The following is a 19,418-nucleotide window of genomic DNA, read 5'->3' as shown; positions in this document are numbered from 1 at the left end:
ATTTAATTGCGCCAAGCTATTTATAACTAAAGTTAGGTGATGAGAATAAGGATGCTTTTTTGTCAGTAATTGCTAGGAACACGATCAGTTTATACGGTAAAATCACTGATAATTCTTGAGATCATGACAAGCGATCGCCAAATCTTTATGACTCGGTTTTTTTGGGGTTTTGGACATCTGTAACAGACAACAATATCCCGCACATATGCAACGCTAAACCTCCATTGATACAAAAAACATCAGGGTTAGTTATGAACTACCAAGTTTCTTCTTCTCAGACAAGTTTTCAGACTGCTATTACTCCTGAAGAATTAAATCAGATCATTGAAACCATTGCTGATGGTAAATATTCCTGGGCTTGTGTACTGATTTTACGTTTTATTGGCTACAATCCACTTCATTACATCCCCCAGCGTACTTACAGTCGTTTAATGAAAGAAAACAGCCAATTTGAGACAACATCAATCACCAAATCACAGAAAATCTCAGCAAATATGACATCTTCTATAAATAGCCCTCATTGTGTGGCTTCATCTCAAATTTTCAGTACAAATTAGTACGGCTGCGCGGAAGTCAAAATTCAAACATCGAAAAGCTTATTAAGTACTCTTGCAAAATAAATTATATAGTTGAGCAAAGGAACAGGGAAATCTTAACTGGCAACAGTAAAGGAATACAGAGATTTCTGTTTTTTTGAAAAATGTATAAATATTTTTGCATAAGTACTTATATAGAAATAAAGTTTGATTTTGGAAATATACGTAGGGTGGGCATTGCCCACCTTAGCAAGGGTTTGATATCAAATTCGGATAATTAGTGATAATTCCCCCCATCTGAGGAAAAACGTAAAAATCCTTCTACATTATTTTTGTGGTAAACATAATTTGATAGTTTGTTGCCATGCTTGTTCAAAATCAATTCCTTGTTTAGTGGCAATATATAACAATACTATAGCTGCTGAACGGATAGAAATATCACAATGTATCAGTATTGGTTTAGGCAATTCTTTAATAATTTGAAATACCCGGAGTGCAGCTTGATGATTGAGATTTTCAAGTTTTGTGGGTACATTCACATAGCACAATCCTATAAATTCAGTATTTTTCTGTTCATCTTCCCACCAACATTTTTCATCAGCAAAACATAAATTAAGGACAGATTTGTAACCCTCTTCAGCAATTTGGTTTAACTGATATTGGCTAATTTGCCCACTGATGGCTAATTCCTGATTAATCTTTCTAACAATATTCATGTGTCGGCACATTTTTAATCCTGGCTAATGTGTTCAATCTTTGGAGGTGTGACAACAAGGCTAAAAAGAAGTTTAAGTGTAGGGAAAATATAAATTAATCAATTTTTAATCAATTTTTAATTTATACCAATTTCATCTGAGGTATCACATACTCATAGAATCCATGAATTCATCTGGTATTTATCTGTAAGTAGGTAAGCACAATAAAATCAAACTGTGTAAAGAAAAGTAAACAAGGCTAAAACCCTTTCTCCCCCTGCCTGATCCCAACGACAATTTTTAACGCCAACCTACTTATACTCTTCTCTTCTCCTGTCGGAGACACTACGTGAACGAGACGCTGCGCCTTGGCGTTAGCCATAGCCTAGCTTTTGGCGATACGAGAAGCAACTCAACGCGAGTCTATATCTGCGGTAGTTGTCCTGGAAATTTTATTCTATGCAGTTTCATCTGAAAAAAAGGTATGAGAATTTATTACCTAGTTGTAGGCGTAGTTTTACTTTAGGCTAACTGTTAGCTCTGCTCTTAAGTTACAGCAGCAATTTGAGGAAGTTGTGAGGAAATAATTTTTGTGGAAGAATTTTAAAATAATTCGTAATTCGTATTATGAATTACGAATTACGAATTACGTTGGCGGTAGCCTGCCGTAGGCACTATTACGAATTATGCTGTGACTTTAGCTAATGTCTTTTCTACAGCTTGCAATGCTTGATTGATTTCTGCTTCTGTGACAATGAGAGGCGGTACAAATCGGATGACTTTGGGGCCTGCGGGGACGAGTAATAAACCCTCATTAATGGCAGCGTTGACAACTTCAGCTGCTGTTAAGGGAATATCGGCTTTGAGTTCCAAACCGTTGATTAAACCCCAACCGCGCACTTCTGAGATATGGTGAGGATATTTGAGAGCGATCGCTCTTAAACCTTCTCGCAAATGTGCGCCCTGTTCCTCAACATTCTGCAAAATATTCTCTTTTTCCAAAGTCTGACACACACTCAGCGCCACACCACAGACAAAAGGATTACCGCCAAATGTACTAGCGTGTTCTCCTGGTTGGAAAATATCGCAGAATTTCTTACTCATCATTGCACCGATGGGAATACCACCGCCCAAACCTTTCGCACTGGTGAAAATATCAGGTTCTACGCCCAGATGTTCATAACCCCATAATTTACCACTGCGTCCCATTCCCACTTGCACTTCGTCGAAAATTAACAAAATGCCAGTTTCATCACAAATCTGCCGCAGCCTTTTAAAATATGCCACATCACCAGGACGAACACCACCTTCACCTTGCAAAGGTTCAATTAAAATCGCCCCGACGCGATAATTACCTTCATCTAACTCAGTAACAGCGGCTTCCACTGATCTAATGTCGTTGTAATTTATATAGTGAAAACCAGGAACTAAAGGATCAAAATACTTTTGATACTTGGGTTGGGCTGTAGCGGTAATAGTGGCTAAAGTCCGCCCGTGGAAACTGGCATGGGCAGTTAAAATTATGGGGTGGGCAATGTCTAGGACAGTGTGGGCATATTTCCGCGCTAGTTTAATTGCTGCTTCGTTGGCTTCAGCACCAGAGTTACAGAAAAATACCCGATCTGCACAGGAATGATCAACAATCCATTTGGCTAATTCACCCTGTTCGGGAATATAGTACAAATTAGAGACATGATGCAATTTCTGGATTTGGCGTGTCACTGCCTCTACCATTGCTGGGTGGGCGTGTCCTAGAGTACAAGTTGCAATACCCGCAACAAAATCTAGATATTCCTTGCCTTGGGTATCCCAAACACGACAACCAGCCCCCCGTTCTAAGGCCAAGGGAAACCGTCCATAAGTGGACATAACCGCCTGGTTGAAACTATCTGCATCAAAGGGTGTGGATGACATAAAATCTGACTCTTGAAGGATCGTGGCTTGTTCAACTAGACTTGGGAATTTCACTACCGCACCTCCTGAAAATCCTTTATCGTAATACTTTACTAGGTTCTTGGAAATCTTTCAAAATTTATTTTTATTGAGGGAGTGAAATAGACAGAAGTAGAAGTTTTGTAATTTTGAATTTTGAATTTGTAATTTTTGATTTTTCATTCTTGATTTTTCATTCTTGATTTTTAATTTTTAATTGCCTGTGTACTCTACCCTTGAGCAAAAATATAAACTTATTCAAAAAGAGTTAATGGCTGGGGCGTTCGCTCTGGGTTTTGTGTTTCTAATTGGTACTTTATGGTACTGGCTAGTGGAGGGTTGGTCATGGGAAGATGCAGCTTACATGACCGTGATTACCTTAGCTACTGTGGGTTATGGAGAAACCAACCCACTTGGTAGTCGAGGAAGATTGTTTACCATTGCCCTGATTTTGATGGGTGTAATCAATATCGGTTACATAGTCAATAGATTTACAGCAGCAGTGATTGAAGGCTATTTTCAAGAAGGAATTAGACTACGACAACAAAGGCGTTTAATGGAATCCTTATCTGGTCATTATATCATTTGTGGATTTAGCCGGACTGGGCGGCAAATAGCTAGGGAATTTCGGGCTGAAGGGGTGACTTTTGTCGTGATTGATGCGGAGGTTGAATCTGTACAAAAGGCGCAGATTGAGGGTTACACGGGATATCAGGGTGATGCGACTTTAGATGATACGCTGTTGAAGGTTGGCATTGAAAGAGCGACTTGTATTGTGGCGGCTTTGCCTTCTGATGCGGAAAATTTATATATAGTTTTATCAGCAAAAACTCTGAATCCAGAAATTCGCGCGATCGCACGAGCAAGTACAGAAGAAGCTTTACAGAAGCTACAACGAGGCGGTGCAGATGCTGTGATTTCCCCTTATATTACGGGGGGTAAGCGGATGGCAGCAGCAGCCCTCAGACCGCAAGTTTTGGACTTTGTGGATGGGATTCTGACTGGTGCAGACCGCCAGTTATATATGGAAGAATTTTTACTTGATTCGTCCCAGTGTCCTTTTGTTGGTCAAAGTTTACATAAAGCTAAATTGCGATCGCAATCTGGAGCATTAGTTCTGGCAATTCGGCGTACTGAAGGCAATTTGATCGGTGGACCAACCGGAGATACAGTTTTAATGTCAGGAGATACGCTGATTTGTATGGGGACAGCCGAACAATTACGGAGTTTAAACCAAATTCTCGGACCCATTAATTCTCAACAACTGCGACGACCGAAAAACAGTTAATTTGTGATCTGCAATATGGCAGCAAACTTAAATAATTCTATCTCCTGACTCCTGAATTCAATAATACACCCGCGATCACTTGCTGGGAGATAAATTGTTTTTGCGTAAGTATTCAGGATAGAGAATACTCCAAGTCAGGAGAATAAAGGCTTTTTTAGTCAACTTTGATGATTTTGATAAAATCTTACTTCTCTCTATTCTTCATTTCATAAGCATTCTGACTCCTGAACCGGAGGTCTGCGAAGCGTCTCCTGACTCCTGACTCCTGAATTCTTACGTTTTTCCTATCCCTATTAGGGCTGGTAAATAGCAATTATAAACTGTGTTAAATTTATTAGGATTTAGATATTTTATAAGTTATACTTCAATAGTTTTCTCTGTGCAATCTCCATATGTTTACCGTTCCTGGCATTTCTATTCAAACTCAAATCTATGAAAGTAACAACTCCCTAGTTTATCGAGGAAAAACAGAAAAAGACAACCAACCTATCATCTTGAAAGTTCTGAAAGATAACTATCCCACACCGCAGGAACTTGCCCGCTATCACACCGAATATGAAATTACTAAATCTTTAAATTTAACAGGGGTTGTTAAAGTCTATAATTTACAAAAATATCAAAATACTCTCGTCATGTCAATCGAAGATTTTGGCGGAGAATCATTAAGAATTTGGATGCAACAGAAATCCTTTACATTAGAGGAATTTCTGAAAATTGCTATTACTACTACTGAAACCTTGGGACAAATTCATGCAGCTAATATTATTCACAAAGATATTAACCCATCAAATATTGTTTTAAATCCAGAAACTGGTGAGATAAAAATTATTGATTTTAGCATTTCTACTAAACTGAATAGAGAAAATCCAACTATTAAAAATCCTCACGTTTTAGAAGGTACTCTTGCCTATATGTCTCCCGAACAAACGGGCAGAATGAACCGCAGTTTAGATTATCGTACCGATTTTTATTCTCTTGGTGTTACCTTTTATGAATTGTTAACAAACAAACTACCCTTTGCAACAAATGATGCCCTAGAACTAGTGCATTGTCATATCGCAAAAAAGCCTGTACATATCAGTGAAATAAATCCAGATATCCCTCCAGTTATTGCCAATATTGTGATGAAATTAATGGCAAAAACAGCAGAGGAAAGATATCAAAGTGCTTTAGGAATAAAAACAGACCTAGAAGAATGTTTAAAGCAATTACAAAGTCATGGCAGAATCTCAAATTTTGTCATAGCGAATCAAGATATTTCTGACAAATTTCAATTACCACAAAAACTTTATGGTAGAGAGCGAGAAATTGATAGTTTAATATCAGCTTTTGAGCGAGTGACATTTCAAAATGAAATGATTTTAATTGCCGGATATTCTGGTATTGGTAAAACTGCTTTAGTACAGGAAATATATAAACCAATTACTCAAAAACGTGGTTATTTTATTTCCGGTAAATTTGATCAATATCAACGGAATATCCCCTACAGTGCTGTTGTGATAGCCTTTCAAGCATTAGTCAAACAACTGTTAACAGAAAAGGAAGAAAAGCTGAAGGAATGGCGAGAAAAACTCTTAGCGGCTTTAGGCATAAATGGGCAAATTATTATAGAAGTAATTCCTGAAGTAGAATTAATTATTGGTAAGCAACCCACAGTAATAGAACTCGGACTTACTGAAACTCAAAATCGGTTTAATTTAGTATTTCAGAACTTTATCAAAGTTTTTACTAAACCTGAACATCCTCTAGCTATATTTTTAGATGATTTACAATGGGCAGATGGAGCATCTTTAAAATTAATGCAATTGCTAATGAGTGCAGGTTCACCGGGATTATTTTTAATTGGTGCTTATCGAGATAATGAAGTTTCTGCCGTGCATCCATTAATGTTAACTTTAGAAGAAATTGGTAAAACAGGAGTCATTATTAATCGAATTTTTCTATCACCTTTAAACTTAGATACCGTTACAGAAATTATTGCTGATACTCTGAAAAATCAACCAGACAATGTCAGGGATTTAGCTAAACTAGTACAAATAAAAACAGAAGGAAATCCATTTTTTATTAATGAGTTTTTGAAATCTTTAGCCACAGAAGAATTATTAAAATTTGACATAAAATCTTTAAGTTGGCAATGGGATTTAAAACAAATTCAACAAAGAAATTTTACTGATAACGTAGTAGAATTAATGGCAGGTAAAATTAAAAACTTACCAGAAAATACTCAAGAATTATTAAAATTTTCTGCTTGTATTGGTAATCAGTTTGATGTTATTAACTTGGCGTTACTTACCAAACAATCTTTTAGAGAAATAGTTGATAATTTACAACCTGCAATTAATTACAATTTAATTGTATCTTTTGATAGTAATGAAGAAATAGAATTAGCACTTCTGAATACTGAATCTAACAAATATCCATTACCAGAATATAAATTTACTCATGATAGAATCCAACAAGCCACTTATTCATTAATTTCTGAAGCAGAAAAACCAATTATTCATCAAAAAATTGGTAAAATTCTTTTACAGAATAGTTTCAATGAACAACAGGAAGAAAAAATTTTTGATATTGTTAATCAATTAAACTTTACTTTATCGTTGTTAGTTAATCAATCCGAAAAAAATGAATTAGTTAAATTAAATTTAAAAGCAGGTAAAAAAGCCAAAGCATCAGTAGCTTATCAATCTGCTTTAACTTATTTACAAATAGGAATACAGCTTTTAGGAGATGATAGGTGGCAAAAACAATATGAACTAAGTTTATCACTTTATCAAGAAGCAGTGGAATCTGCTTATTTTAATAGCAATTTTATCTTAATGGATCAGTTAATAAACGAAGCATTTTTACAAGTGACAAATGTATTAGATCAAGTAAAATTTTATGAGATAAAAATCCTCGCTTATATTGCACAATATAACTTAAATGAAGCAAATAATCAAGGTTTGGCAGTCATTAAACTTTTAGGAATAAAATTACCAAAACAACTAAATAAACTAAATCTTTTCTGGGAATTTTTACAAACAAAACTCATTACAGCCAATAAATCTATTTCTAGTTTAGAAAATTTACCACAGATGAGTGATATCCATGCTCAAACAGTTATGGGTATTAGTAGTACAATTATTTCTACTTCTTATTCAACTGACTTGTTAGTATTTTTACTCATGGTTTTCCAACAAGTTAGACTATCTATTAAATTGGGAAATACGGCTCAATCTGCTTTTGCTTATAGTTGCTATGGATTATTTCTTTGTGGACTAATCGAAGATATTGAAGGCGGTTTTCAGTTTGGACAACTTGCTCTTAAATTACTTTCTCACATTCAATATCAGAAAGTAACAGCTAGAACAAAAATGATTGTCGAACTTTTCATTAGACCTTGGAAAGATTCTATCAAAGAAATTTTGCCATCTATCAAAGAGGTTTATTATATTGGATTAGAAAATGGAGATATAGAATATGCTGTTTATTCGGCTTACTTTTATTGTTCTTATGCTTTTTTTGGTGGTTTATCTTTAACAGTATTAGCCGAAGAAATGAATTTTTATACTCAGCAAATGATAAAAATGAAACAAGAAAGAGTGATCGATGGACAAAAACTATATCATCAAATAGTTCTTAATTTGCTTGACAAACAAAAAAATCCTTGTACCCTGATTGGTAGTGTTTATAATGAGGAGTTAACTCTTCCTATTATTAAAAACCAAAATGATCATCATGCTCTAGCTAACTATTATGTTAATAAATTAATGCTTTTTTACTTATTTGGTGAGATTGAAAAAGCATTGACTAATGGACAATTGGCTCAAGAGCATTTAGAAGGAATAACAAGTTCTTATACTATTACTTATTTTTATTTTTATGATGCCCTAGCTTGTTTAGCTTACCTGACTTACTCTCCTTTATCTGAACATAAAAAGTTAATCAATAAAGTACTAGCTTATCATAAAAAAATGAAAAAATGGGCGCATTATGCCCCGATTAATTATTTACACAAATATTTACTGGTAGAAGCTGAACTTTGCCGAATTCAAGGCAAAAATTCTCAAGCTATAGATTATTATGACCAAGCTATATCACTTGCTAAAGAAAATGAGTATATTCACGAAGCTGCTCTTGCTTATGAATTAGCTGCTAAATTTTATCTATCTCAAGGAAAAAAATTAACAGCAAAAGCCTATATGCAGGAAGCTCGTTATTGTTATCAAATATGGGGAGCCGAAGCTAAAGTTAAACATTTAGAGAAAAATTATTCTCAGTTATTAACTACAATTACAGGTAGAATTAAAGACATTAAAACTGCTACGAATATAACTACTACTGACTCAGCAGCAACCCTGGATATTGCTACAGTGATGAAAGCTACTCAAGCTATTTCTGGTGAAATAATGCTAGATAAATTACTATCTAGTTTGATGAAAATTCTTATTGAAAATGTGGGCGCACAAACAGGTTATCTAATTTTATTTTATCAAGAAAAGCTGCTAATTGAGGCAGAAGGAAGTATTAACTCTGAGGATGTTACTTTCTTGCAGTCACTACCTGTAAATAATTGTAAAATCCTTTCAGAAGCAATTGTTAATTATGTTGCTCGCACAAAAGAAACTGTGGTTTTAAATGATGCGACTTGCAGCGGAAATTTTACTAGTGATCACTATATCCAAACCGTTAAACCTAAATCGATTTTGTGTGTACCCTTAATTAATCAAAGCAAACTAATTAGTATTGTTTATCTAGAAAATAATCTGACTACAGGAGCTTTCACAGCCGAAAGAGTAGAAGTTTTAAATTTACTCTCAGCGCAAGCAGCTATTTCTATAGAGAATGCTAGACTCTACAATGAAATGGCAAAACTCAACCAAGCTTACGAACGGTTTGTACCACGTCAATTTCTTCAGTTTTTAAATAAGTCCAGCATAGTTGAGGTTAAATTAGGTGATCAAGTACAGTTAGAAATGTCGGTATTATTTTCTGATATCCGCGACTTCACTCAACTTTCAGAAAGTATGACACCAGAAGATAATTTCAAGTTTATCAATTCCTATCTTTCGCGTATGGAGCCTATAATTACTGAAAATAATGGCTTTATTGATAAATATATTGGTGATGCAATTATGGCTTTATTTAGTGGAGAAGCTGATAATGCAGTTAAAGCAGGTATTGCAATGTTGCAATTACTGATGGAATATAATACTATCAGGGATAGACCTAACCGTCCTGAATTAAAAATTGGTATTGGCATTAATACAGGTTCTTTAATGTTAGGAACTGTGGGCGGACAAAATCGTATGGATGGTACAGTAATTAGTGATGCAGTGAATTTAGCTTCTCGTGTGGAGAATTTAACCAAAAATTATGGAGTATCCCTATTAATTACCGAACAAACTTATTCAAGATTAAAAAATCCCAGTAACTATGACATGAGAATTATTGATACAGTCAAAGTAAAAGGTAAATCTCAAGCAGTAACAGTTTATGAAGTATTCGATGCCGACTTAGCAGAAATCAAAAACCAAAAATTAGCTACTTTGCCCATATTTACAGAGGCTTTATCACTTTATAATCAAAGCAAATTAGAAGATGCAGCCCGTTTATTTGCATATTGTTTGCAGAAAAATCCAGGCGATCGCGTGGCACATATCTATTGTCAGCGATGTCTGCGGCAAACTTAAAACTCGGTCTTTGTTGTTAGGTTTTTTCTCATCTCATAATTGTGCATTCACGATTATTGTCTAGAGGATATGTTTTGATTTGGAAATCCCTTCTACGAAGGTGGTAACTCAGTCCAACCATGTAAAGGAGCGATCGCTCTCGTTACCAATTCAATCATCTCCGGGGGTGCTTCGGAAAGCAAAACGCTAGGATAAACAGCAGTACCCCATTGAGGATGAACTAGCACACGGCATTTATTTTTGATCACAGGATAATTGAGTAAAGCTGTAGCCACAGCTGTGTCATCGTGGGGAACCTCACCAGGATGGGAAAGTAAAGGATAGCCAGTACGAGGATCGATGAGATCTGTCAAATAACCGCGATCGCGCAAATTAAAAGACAAATCGCAACCAAACCGCATAAACTTTTCTCGCAATCGTTCTTTCTCTGTCTCTACTTGCGCTGTTTTTTCCACCAATGGATATCGTGATTGCTGCAAGACAACCACAACCCATAAAAACTGCTGCTGTTTCCAATCTGGCAATATCTGTTCGCAGTTGGCACAGATATATTGGCTAGGATTATGAATGGAAATTTGAACCGCTTGTCCCGTTTTGCCAACTAAATTAATGGGACAGCCTTGCTCCGAAGTAAAAACGCTGGAATAGTTCACCACATTTATTCGGGTTTTGCAAGTTTGTTATTTCCCAGATCATAACTCTGAAAAGTTCCAAAAAATCAGCAATTTTTTCTGATATTTAAGGTTTCTCAAAACTGTGTGTGTAAATCTTGTGCATTTTCCATCATAAATCTAAAAAATCTCAAATCCTCATCATAAACAATACCTTGTCCAAATCGAAAAAAGTCTTGATTTGTAGGTTGGGTTGAGGGACGAAACCCAACAAATGCGTCGGGTTGCGCTGTCGCTTAACCCAACCTACACAAAATGGACAAGCAAGGTATTGATAAATTCAAGAGGTTGAGACCCATACCTCTACAGGTAGTCTCAGTTGAGTTGGGGTAAGTGTCCCCTACTCCAACTGTTTTTAAATTTTAATTTTTAATTTTGAACACCAAGATTACTTGCTAATGGGATTGATCCAAAATCCTTCGACTTGGTAAATGTAGTGGTGACAGGTGTGTAAAAAAAGATGGTTCTTCAGTACCTAATATGCAAAATCAATCTCAAAAAACTTCGGAAGATTTAATATACATAAGACATAAGCCACAGATATTGGATATTATGACAAAAATTGCCTCTTTACCCTGTTAAGAGTTCCCTGTTAAGAGTTCCCTCTTTCAGACTGGTAAGTTAGCATAACAAGTACGGTAGAACCAAAAAGATTAATTGAGTTTTAAAGCATTGACTGGGACTTGATCCCAAGAATCGACTAACCTTAATTGTGCCACCCAACCATCAGATTTTTGCTTCTCAGTTAAACCTTTCTTAAAGGACTCATGACAATCTTGAGCCTGAGATTCATTGCAACAGGCAATGCAGGCATAAATCATACCCGATGGATCAATTTGCTCATTTACCCAAATATTCATCAGACATCTCCTCAAAATCAAGCAGCCAAAACAGTTATTGATAATTTCAGAATACTATCTAATATCAAGTCTGGCTAATTGCTGATCAAAAAAATCTCCGCATCATAGCGTCAGAGCGTTATTTATCCCCTCTTTCATAGCTACGGCGGTAAAGTAATTCTAACTGTCCGCCATATTCTTGAATCCAAGCAATCTGCCTTATATAGAGTCCCCGAAAGGTATTGGCAAAGAAAAGAGTAATAATAGCAACAACTAAACCTGAAGCTGTGGATACCAAGGCTTCACTAATCCCAGACGTGACACCAGCGGTTTGTGTACCACCAACATCGCCAATATTTAAAGATGCAAAAGAAGCAATTAACCCCAAAACTGTGCCAAGAAGTCCCAACAAAGGAGCAAGACCAATAATTGTATCAAAAATGTTTTGGAACCTTTTGAGTAAAGGAATTTCTCCCTGTGCTTCACTTTCTAAAGCCAAGCGGAATTCCTCTGGGGTTGGTTCTTCTAATTCTAAAGCTGCTAAAAAAATCCGAGCGATGGGTAAATCAGCATTGTTGTGCAAATGATCTAAAGCACTAACTACATTACCTTGACGATAAAACTTTAGCACCTCCCGCACTACTCGATTTTGACGACCACTTAGCCTTACCCAAAAGGTGATACGTTCGATAATTAGCGCCACTGCTAATACTGAAAAAAACAGCAGTGGCCACATCACCACCCCACCTGATTTAAACAGATTATTAATTTCCATTTACTATTTTGCCAATTCTCAACAATGCTAGATTAACAGATTGTTGCTGAGAAACAAGTATCAGTAAAGGATATCTGGGAGTTGGAGTACGTTATTTTACAATCCTGTCTGTATTTCTGGGTTAATGGCTGCGAGTTTTTTGGTAGAGATGAATTTTGGATTTATGGTTAGATTATATTCAAAATCAGCAATAAAAAAATGAATTGGCATTACCTAATTAATTTTAATTGTTAGGTAATGCCATTCTTGAACAAATGAGTTATGGGTTAAACACTATGATTTTCAATGAATGGCAGTACAGTATTACTAAGGCACAAATGAAAAAATTTGAGTTAGCAATGGCTCAATATGCTAGTAAACCAGTTCCAGAAGATGAAAACCAAAAGCTACGCCACCAGGCTCGTATTGATTCACTCCAAAGTCAAATTGATGAGTTTATTCAAGAGATAGAAGAGTACGAAAATCTCAAAAATAATCAAGGGAAAATTGAGAAATTGCAATATGATAGTTTAGAAAAATTACCAGAAGCATTAATCAAGGCGCGGATTATTCGCGGACACACTCAAGAGAGTTTCGCCAAACTTTTAGGAGTTAAACCTCAACAGGTACAACGTGATGAAGCAAACGGATATGCTAGTGCTAGTTTGACAAAACTTTTGAAAATTCAAAACACTCTTAATCTGGAAATTCGGGAGGAAATTATCTTTAAATAAAAGAGTATTAATTTACTTTGACTCCAATATCTACACCATCACTTTTCAATTGTCCATCTTCCATGTAAACGATGCGATCAGCTATATCGAGAATTCGGTTATCGTGGGTAACTAGCAAAATGGTGCAATTTTGTTCTTTAGCTAATTTTTGCATTAATTCCACCACATCACGTCCAGATTTTTTATCAAGTGCCGCCGTGGGTTCATCTGCTAATACTATTTGAGGATGACTAACTAAAGCGCGGGCAATGGCAACCCGTTGCTTTTGTCCCCCTGATAAACTCTCTGGATAGTAATCCACACGATTTCCCAAACCAACAGTTTCCAACATTGCTATAGCTTTGGCGTTAATATCTCCTTGCAAATAATCTTCATGCAACTCTAAAGACATCCGTACATTTTCCTTGGCGGTTAAAAAAGTCATCAGGTTATGCGCTTGGAAAATATAACCAATTTGGCGACGCAACTTAGTTAATTGTCCTTTACTCGCACTGCACATTTCTTGTCCTAAAATTTGCAAACTCCCTTCTTGAGCAGAACGCAAGCCCCCCATCAGTGATAACAGGGTAGTTTTACCTGAACCTGAAGGCCCCGTCATAATCACAATTTCGCCAGCTTTAATCTCCAAATTAATATCAAATAAGGCTTGTTTACGCAGCCCTCCATCACCAAAATAATGATTGAGGTTAGAAACATTAATTACCGTTTCTGAAGCAATATGGGATTGAGCAGAGACTTGTAACATAGAATTTTTATTGATTTCAACTAATCAAGATTGCTCTTTTTAACTCCCCCGAAACAGCGGGGGGTGGGCTGATAAAGCTTAAAAAACATCAGCCGGATCAGCAGAACTGAGCTTTCTAATAGCAATTGCCCCCGAAACACTACACATAATCACCGTTAAAATAAAAACATTAATCGCTCGATCTGTTTTCATAAAAATCGGCAGCAATGTGGCAGAATAAGTGAGTTGATATAGCCCAAAAGATAGAAAGAATGCAGGTAAATAACCCAAGACAGCTAAAAACAATGCCTCTTGCAGCAAAACTACCAAAAAATAACTATCGCTGTAACCCATTGCTTTGAGAGTGGCGTATTCTGGTAAATGATCGGCAACATCAGAATAAAGAATTTGATAAACAATCACGATACCGACAATAAACCCAACTCCTACACCCAAACCGAAAATAAAACCAATTCCAGTCCCATTAGCCCAGTAACTTTTTTCTTTTTGAGCAAATCCTTCAGGAGTATCAACTTGAACAAAGGGATTTTTTTGATCTGGGTTTAATCCTATTTTCAGTTGTGCTTTGACTTTTTCGATATCAGCACCCGGTTGGAGAGTAATTAACCCAACTTCAATTTGATCAGCTTTGCGGGTAGGAAATAATTGTAAAAACGTGGAATCACTAGCGATAACATTACCATCAGCCGCAAAGGAAGCACCATTACTAAATAAACCTTTGACACTAACAAATTTACTATTTAGTTCTGTTTGAAAATTACCTGTGTTTTTAAAGATCTCACCCACAGCACCATATTCAGGACGACCGGCTTGATCAAACATAACTTGATGCAGTTGCTTTAGATAATCTTTATTTTGTTGGACTTCAGGAAATCTCAACCCAGGTTGAGCAGGATCTATACCCCAAACTAAAATCGCTCGATCAATTCGTGTTTGTGGATTTCGCCATTGTCCGGTACTAATATAAATCGAACTTACAGACTTGACACCATCATAACTCAATGCTTGATATAGTTTTTCTCTAGAAAAGCTTTTAACTGAAAATAGAGTTTCAAATTGGGGGTTAATTAAAACTAAATCTGCTTGTAAATTTCGATGTGGTTGAATAGCTGCATCAAATAATGCACTTTCAAAACCCATCTGAATAAACATCAGCATATCTGCAAAAGTAATCCCAGCGACTGCAATAGCCAGCCGCGTTTTTTCTTTCATTAACTGTCGCCAAGCTAGAGGCGTTTTGCGAAATAGTTGAAATAACATTTTGTCACCGCCTCTTAATAACTAAGTTAGTCACTCTTTTGTTCTATCTGTCGTTGTCGCATCAACAAAAATAAGGGCAGACCAAAGGAAACACCAACGGTAAGATTACAAGCAATGTAAATCCACAACTTTTGCATTTTTAACCTTGTTCCTTCACTAAATACAAATACCCAAAATACTAGAGAAGAAACAATTACATCCATTCCAAAAAAACCAGATATTTTGTTAGCAAAAAGTTGTTCAAAAAACAGTTTTATATCAAATCCATGCTCTAATATAAAGGGAATAAACTGAGAATAGGGAAAAACTAAGCCGAGAATAGCAAGCGATATGTATATAGGTGTCAGCATGATTTAATTCACCACGAAGTAGTTTTTAGGTTGCAATTTCAACTAATTGATTATAATTGATAACGAACATTCGTTATGTTTAACAACCAACAAACTTTACAATTCAATTGCTGTTTGTACTTGCAAGTTAGTTAAACCTCCAACTCGCTTGCTATCTTCTGGGTTGAGGCGAATTTTAACTTCCACCACCCGGCTATCTAAATTTTCACCTGGCTGCTTGCTAAAAACGTTTTGGCGGTTGACTTGTAAGCCAATTTGTGATACTTTTCCCTGCAATTCACCTGTAAATGCTTGACCAGTAACTACGGCTTTTTGTCCGAGTTTGATTTTTTTAATATCAGTTTGATAAACTTCTGCAATTGCCAACATTTGGTCTGTTTGGGCGAAGTCTGCAATACCAGAGTTATCAATTTTTTCCCCTGCACGGGTATGAATTTTCAGAATTTGTCCCGTCATGGGGGCGCGAATATAAACCGCTTCTAGGTCAATTTGGGCGCGTTTGAGGATAGCGATCGCACTTTCGACTTCTGTTTGTGCTAATTTCACATCTACGGGACGAACTTCGGCAATACTGTTGAGTGTGGCTTTCGCTTCGGTAACTTGTTTATTTCCAGTGGTATTAATTCGGTTTAGTGCAACTCTAGCTTCTGATAGTTGCTTTTTAGCAGTAGCGTTAATTCGGTTCAGAACTGCTTTGGCTTCATCTAATTGCTGTTTAGCAGTTTCAAAATTTAGGCGTTTGCTATCAATCACAGAATTAGAAATAGCTCCTTCAGAATATAATTGTTGATAACGTTGAGATTCGGCTTCGGCGTTGTTAAGTTCTGCGGCTAATTTATTAATAGTTGCTTCTTGAGCAATTCTATCACCTTGCCATTGTGCTTCTATCCGAGCAATATTTTCTTGTTGCTGTTTTTTGTCTCCTTGGGATTGGGCTGTGATCCGTTCAACACTCGCAAACTGTGCTTGAATATCTCCTGATTTTGCTCCAGCTTTGATTTGCTCAAGTTTAGCTTGGGAAACTCTAACTTGTTTCTCAGCTTGGAGAACAGCATTTTGTAACTTAGCGCGTGAATCTAAAACTGCAACTACTTGTTTGGCTTTTACTCTATCCCCTTCTTTAACTAACACTTGTGCCACGCGATCGCCATCCAAAGCCAAAGGTGCAGATAAGCTAATGACTTCCGTTTCTGGTTCTAGTCTTCCCAAAGCCGTCACTTTTTGCGAAATAGAAGCAGTTTCTCCTAATTCCGGTGCAGGCTGTTTCCCAACTTGTCCAAAATTAGAAATTCCATAGATAGCAATCCCGGCTGTAATAGCAGTAGCACCTATTACTAAAGAAATTACACCTGGATTTCTCGCTTTAAATAATAGCTTTTGAGTCATCTCAGTCTCCCAAATAAAATAAAAACTTTATCTGTTGTTAGCGGCAGTTAATTATTTCAAGTTGGGGTTTTTGCTGTAAATATGCCGTCAACATTATGCCCAAAATCTCACATTGTTGTGGAAAATCAATATTTTCATTACCCCATAATTTTTCTAAAATTACACCATTGATAAAACTCAAAACAAAGGATGCTAAGACCACATCTTGAATACCTAATACATCACAGGCTACTTGCTGACATCGTTGAGTAGCGTGTTTAAAAACAGTACTATTAGTTAGCATTGTTTTTGAGTCTTGATGTTGACAAAAATCAATCCAGACATAAGTCCACTTAATTAAGTATTCCTCATTTTTAACGAGGTATTGACCCAAGGCTTTCATCAACTCAGATATGTTATTCTTTCCTCTAAATTCTGTTAAAGCTGTAATTATATCTTGCTGAGTAATTTCTTCCACCAATTGCTCAAACAAGGCTTGTTTGTTGGGAAAGTAATGATACAGCGTACCTGTAGAAACCTTTAACCTCTCAGCAATTTGCCGCATGGTGATGGAACCATAACCTTTTTCGGCAAATAAATCGAAACACTTACCGAGTAATTCTTTGCGGTATTGTTCATGATCAACAATTTTCGGCATAACTCGGCTTATCTATATCGAACGCTCGTTATTTAAACGATAAACTGTATTCACAAATCTGTCAATAGATAATTTGTGGCTAATTAGTGATCATATCCAGTCAAAGATAATCACCTGTCACAAGTGATATCATATTCGTTTAATATAGTAACAAAGCAACGCTCCGCGTCTGTGCGTGGTTCCCTAAGGACGAGTATTTAACCGGACACATATTCTTTGTGAGGAACTTAAACGGCTAAACCCAGTCATGAGAGTCATGAGATTGATAACCTATAATTGTTAATACTGATGTGCAAAGAGGCTATGTCTCTATTGTCACAATTCTCCTGTAAGTCTGCAACAAAATCTTCAAAAAAAATATCTACATTAGTAATAACCCTCAATATCCTTCCAGACAGCAAATGCAAAACCAGCCACAAGACAGAGATAACCTATCCAACAGCGTTTCCTCAAACACTGCTAATACCACAAGCCATCATGATGCACCCTGGAAAAAAGCAGCGGCTTCTCTATCTTTGGTGCTGCTGGGATCGGGTATGACCCTAGGAGGTGGCTATCTAGCTAGTCACCAGCAGGATGTAACTAAAACAGCATCTAACCTAGCCGTAAGTCCAGTTAATGCTGCACCTCCAATATCAGGGGCTACAGATCCTAATTTTATTACTCAAGTTGTGCAGAAAGTAGGGCCTGCGGTAGTGCGAATTAACTCTTCCCGTACTGTCCAAAGTCGGCTACCTGAGGAATTTAATGATCCATTGTTCCGTCGCTTCTTTGGCTCACAACTGCCAACACAGGGAGGCAGGCGTGTAGAAAGGGGTACCGGTTCAGGATTTATCCTCAGTGCGGATGGTCGCATTCTCACCAATGCTCATGTAGTTGATGGTGCTGATACAGTGACTGTCACCCTTAAAGATGGGCGCAACTTTAAAGGTAAAGTAGTAGGGAAAGATGAATTAACAGATGTTGCAGTGGTAAAGATTCAAGCAGATAATTTGCCAACAGTCACCATAGGTAATTCTGACCAACTACAACCGGGACAATGGGCGATCGCAATTGGCAATCCCCTTGGTTTAGATAATAGCGTTACTACAGGCATTGTTAGCGCCACCGGACGATCAAGCAATCAAGTTGGCGTTCCCGATAAGCGAGTTGAATTTATTCAAACCGATGCCGCAATTAACCCCGGTAACTCTGGTGGCCCCTTGCTTAATGCTCGTGGCGAAGTAATTGGCATGAATACAGCTATCATTCAGGGAGCGCAGGGATTAGGATTTTCCATTCCCATCAAAACAGCACAACGTATTTCTAATCAACTCATAGCTACAGGTAAAGCACAACATCCTTATCTGGGAATTCAGATGGTAGGTTTAACACCTGAAGTAAAACAAAGCATCAACTCAGACCCCAACAGTGGGTTAAGTGTGAATGAAGATAAAGGCGTGTTAGTCGTAAAGGTGATGGTTAATTCACCCGCAGCTAAAGCCGGAATACGTGCTGGTGATGTTATCCAAAAACTCAATGGTCAATCAGTAACAGATGCATCTGGTGTACAAAAGGCAGTAGATAATAGCCAAGTTGGCGGAAATTTGCAGCTAGAGTTGCGTCGCAATGGCCAGAGTCTGAACATAGCTGTCACACCAGGTACATTCCCCACCCCAGTTCAGTAAATGTGTGGGGTAGGTAAGTTATATCATGTCCGGTTGTTCGCGTAGCGTCTCGTCAGAGATATACTTATCATCTAGACTGACACCGAGACGCTCTTACGCGGATATTTTTTTGATAAGTGATTAGGCGGACATGATATTATCCCAATTTGGAATTTTAGATTTGGAATTCAACCTCCTCACTAAGAGGTTATTCCACAAATCTGTTTGGAATTACCTATCCCTTTTTTGGCGTTGCTGATTAAGAGTATG

15 protein-coding genes are annotated in these 19,418 nt (G+C 37.0%); 5 read left to right on the top strand and 10 right to left on the bottom strand.

What is annotated here, in order from left to right; all coding sequences use genetic code 11:
* The first annotated feature begins 251 nt into the window (after positions 1-251).
* Positions 252-557 carry a HetP family heterocyst commitment protein gene (locus H6G59_RS01005; RefSeq protein WP_190711315.1) on the top strand — a complete coding sequence of 102 codons (306 nt, stop codon included), beginning with the start codon at positions 252-254 and terminating at the stop codon, positions 555-557.
* Positions 558-862: 305 nt separating this feature from the next.
* On the opposite strand, the gene H6G59_RS01000 is transcribed toward H6G59_RS01005, so the two are convergent.
* Together H6G59_RS01000 and H6G59_RS00995 are read right to left on the bottom strand one after the other, a co-directional pair.
* Positions 863-1,252: a protein tyrosine phosphatase family protein gene (locus H6G59_RS01000; RefSeq protein WP_190711314.1), complete on the bottom strand. Its 390-nt coding sequence runs from the start codon at positions 1,250-1,252 to the stop codon at positions 863-865.
* 663 nt (positions 1,253-1,915) lie between these two features.
* Entirely contained in the window at positions 1,916-3,145 is a 1,230-nt protein-coding gene (locus H6G59_RS00995) for an aspartate aminotransferase family protein (RefSeq protein WP_199331876.1), read from the bottom strand.
* 241 nt (positions 3,146-3,386) lie between these two features.
* Here H6G59_RS00995 and H6G59_RS00990 point away from each other — a divergent pair, with 241 nt between their 5' ends.
* Positions 3,387-4,451, top strand: a complete 1,065-nt coding sequence (locus H6G59_RS00990) for a potassium channel family protein (RefSeq protein ID WP_339327909.1) — start codon at positions 3,387-3,389, stop codon at positions 4,449-4,451.
* 392 nt (positions 4,452-4,843) lie between these two features.
* Positions 4,844-10,126 (top strand): AAA family ATPase, encoded by a 5,283-nt coding sequence (locus H6G59_RS00985; protein WP_190711312.1) that lies wholly within the window; start codon positions 4,844-4,846, stop codon positions 10,124-10,126.
* A gap of 92 nt (positions 10,127-10,218) precedes the next feature.
* On the opposite strand, the gene H6G59_RS00980 is transcribed toward H6G59_RS00985, so the two are convergent.
* The 3 genes from H6G59_RS00980 to H6G59_RS00970 form a co-directional block, all read right to left on the bottom strand.
* Positions 10,219-10,782: a methylmalonic aciduria and homocystinuria type D protein gene (locus H6G59_RS00980; RefSeq protein ID WP_190711311.1), complete on the bottom strand. Its 564-nt coding sequence runs from the start codon at positions 10,780-10,782 to the stop codon at positions 10,219-10,221.
* A gap of 668 nt (positions 10,783-11,450) precedes the next feature.
* Entirely contained in the window at positions 11,451-11,657 is a 207-nt protein-coding gene (locus H6G59_RS00975) for a glycogen debranching protein (protein ID WP_190711310.1), read from the bottom strand.
* Positions 11,658-11,775: 118 nt separating this feature from the next.
* Positions 11,776-12,411, bottom strand: a complete 636-nt coding sequence (locus H6G59_RS00970; protein WP_190711309.1) for a MotA/TolQ/ExbB proton channel family protein — start codon at positions 12,409-12,411, stop codon at positions 11,776-11,778.
* 275 nt (positions 12,412-12,686) lie between these two features.
* Between H6G59_RS00970 and H6G59_RS00965 the strand changes: the two genes are divergently transcribed.
* Complete coding sequence (locus H6G59_RS00965; RefSeq protein ID WP_190711308.1) at positions 12,687-13,124, top strand: helix-turn-helix transcriptional regulator; 438 nt, start codon at positions 12,687-12,689, stop codon at positions 13,122-13,124.
* Positions 13,125-13,131: 7 nt separating this feature from the next.
* On the opposite strand, the gene H6G59_RS00960 is transcribed toward H6G59_RS00965, so the two are convergent.
* The 5 genes from H6G59_RS00960 to H6G59_RS00940 form a co-directional block, all read right to left on the bottom strand.
* On the bottom strand, positions 13,132-13,869 hold the full coding sequence (locus H6G59_RS00960) for a DevA family ABC transporter ATP-binding protein (RefSeq protein WP_190711307.1): 738 nt from the start codon (positions 13,867-13,869) through the stop codon (positions 13,132-13,134).
* 78 nt (positions 13,870-13,947) lie between these two features.
* Entirely contained in the window at positions 13,948-15,129 is a 1,182-nt protein-coding gene (devC, locus tag H6G59_RS00955) for an ABC transporter permease DevC (protein ID WP_190711306.1), read from the bottom strand.
* Between the two features lie 26 nt (positions 15,130-15,155).
* Positions 15,156-15,479 carry a DUF2834 domain-containing protein gene (locus tag H6G59_RS00950; RefSeq protein WP_190711305.1) on the bottom strand — a complete coding sequence of 108 codons (324 nt, stop codon included), beginning with the start codon at positions 15,477-15,479 and terminating at the stop codon, positions 15,156-15,158.
* Between the two features lie 96 nt (positions 15,480-15,575).
* Positions 15,576-16,865, bottom strand: coding sequence for an ABC exporter membrane fusion protein (locus H6G59_RS00945; RefSeq protein WP_190711304.1), 1,290 nt, complete (start codon positions 16,863-16,865; stop codon positions 15,576-15,578).
* A 37-nt stretch (positions 16,866-16,902) separates the two neighbouring features.
* The gene (locus H6G59_RS00940) at positions 16,903-17,502 is read right to left on the bottom strand and encodes a TetR/AcrR family transcriptional regulator (protein WP_190711303.1); all 600 of its coding nucleotides are present in this window, start codon (positions 17,500-17,502) and stop codon (positions 16,903-16,905) included.
* A gap of 401 nt (positions 17,503-17,903) precedes the next feature.
* Between H6G59_RS00940 and H6G59_RS00935 the strand changes: the two genes are divergently transcribed.
* The gene (locus tag H6G59_RS00935) at positions 17,904-19,169 is read left to right on the top strand and encodes an HhoA/HhoB/HtrA family serine endopeptidase (RefSeq protein ID WP_190711302.1); all 1,266 of its coding nucleotides are present in this window, start codon (positions 17,904-17,906) and stop codon (positions 19,167-19,169) included.
* The last annotated feature ends 249 nt before the right edge of the window (positions 19,170-19,418 follow it).

The organism is Anabaena lutea FACHB-196, from assembly GCF_014698305.1.
Lineage (GTDB): Bacteria > Cyanobacteriota > Cyanobacteriia > Cyanobacteriales > Nostocaceae > Anabaena > Anabaena lutea.
Note: the sequence above shows the minus strand (reverse complement) of the source record. Positions and strands in the feature narration are given on the sequence as shown.

Bases quoted from the DNA above. Each gene is read 5' to 3' on its own strand.
- H6G59_RS00965 (WP_190711308.1), top strand. From the start codon at position 12,687: ATGATTTTCAATGAATGGCAGTACAGTATTACTAAGGCACAAATGAAA.
- devC (WP_190711306.1), bottom strand. From the start codon at position 15,129: ATGTTATTTCAACTATTTCGCAAAACGCCTCTAGCTTGGCGACAGTTA.
- H6G59_RS00975 (WP_190711310.1), bottom strand. From the start codon at position 11,657: ATGAATATTTGGGTAAATGAGCAAATTGATCCATCGGGTATGATTTAT.
- H6G59_RS00960 (WP_190711307.1), bottom strand. From the start codon at position 13,869: ATGTTACAAGTCTCTGCTCAATCCCATATTGCTTCAGAAACGGTAATT.
- H6G59_RS00935 (WP_190711302.1), top strand. From the start codon at position 17,904: ATGCAAAACCAGCCACAAGACAGAGATAACCTATCCAACAGCGTTTCC.
- H6G59_RS01005 (WP_190711315.1), top strand. From the start codon at position 252: ATGAACTACCAAGTTTCTTCTTCTCAGACAAGTTTTCAGACTGCTATT.
- H6G59_RS00940 (WP_190711303.1), bottom strand. From the start codon at position 17,502: ATGCCGAAAATTGTTGATCATGAACAATACCGCAAAGAATTACTCGGT.
- H6G59_RS00995 (WP_199331876.1), bottom strand. From the start codon at position 3,145: ATGTCATCCACACCCTTTGATGCAGATAGTTTCAACCAGGCGGTTATG.
- H6G59_RS00950 (WP_190711305.1), bottom strand. From the start codon at position 15,479: ATGCTGACACCTATATACATATCGCTTGCTATTCTCGGCTTAGTTTTT.
- H6G59_RS00970 (WP_190711309.1), bottom strand. From the start codon at position 12,411: ATGGAAATTAATAATCTGTTTAAATCAGGTGGGGTGGTGATGTGGCCA.
- H6G59_RS00985 (WP_190711312.1), top strand. From the start codon at position 4,844: ATGTTTACCGTTCCTGGCATTTCTATTCAAACTCAAATCTATGAAAGT.
- H6G59_RS01000 (WP_190711314.1), bottom strand. From the start codon at position 1,252: ATGAATATTGTTAGAAAGATTAATCAGGAATTAGCCATCAGTGGGCAA.
- H6G59_RS00945 (WP_190711304.1), bottom strand. From the start codon at position 16,865: ATGACTCAAAAGCTATTATTTAAAGCGAGAAATCCAGGTGTAATTTCT.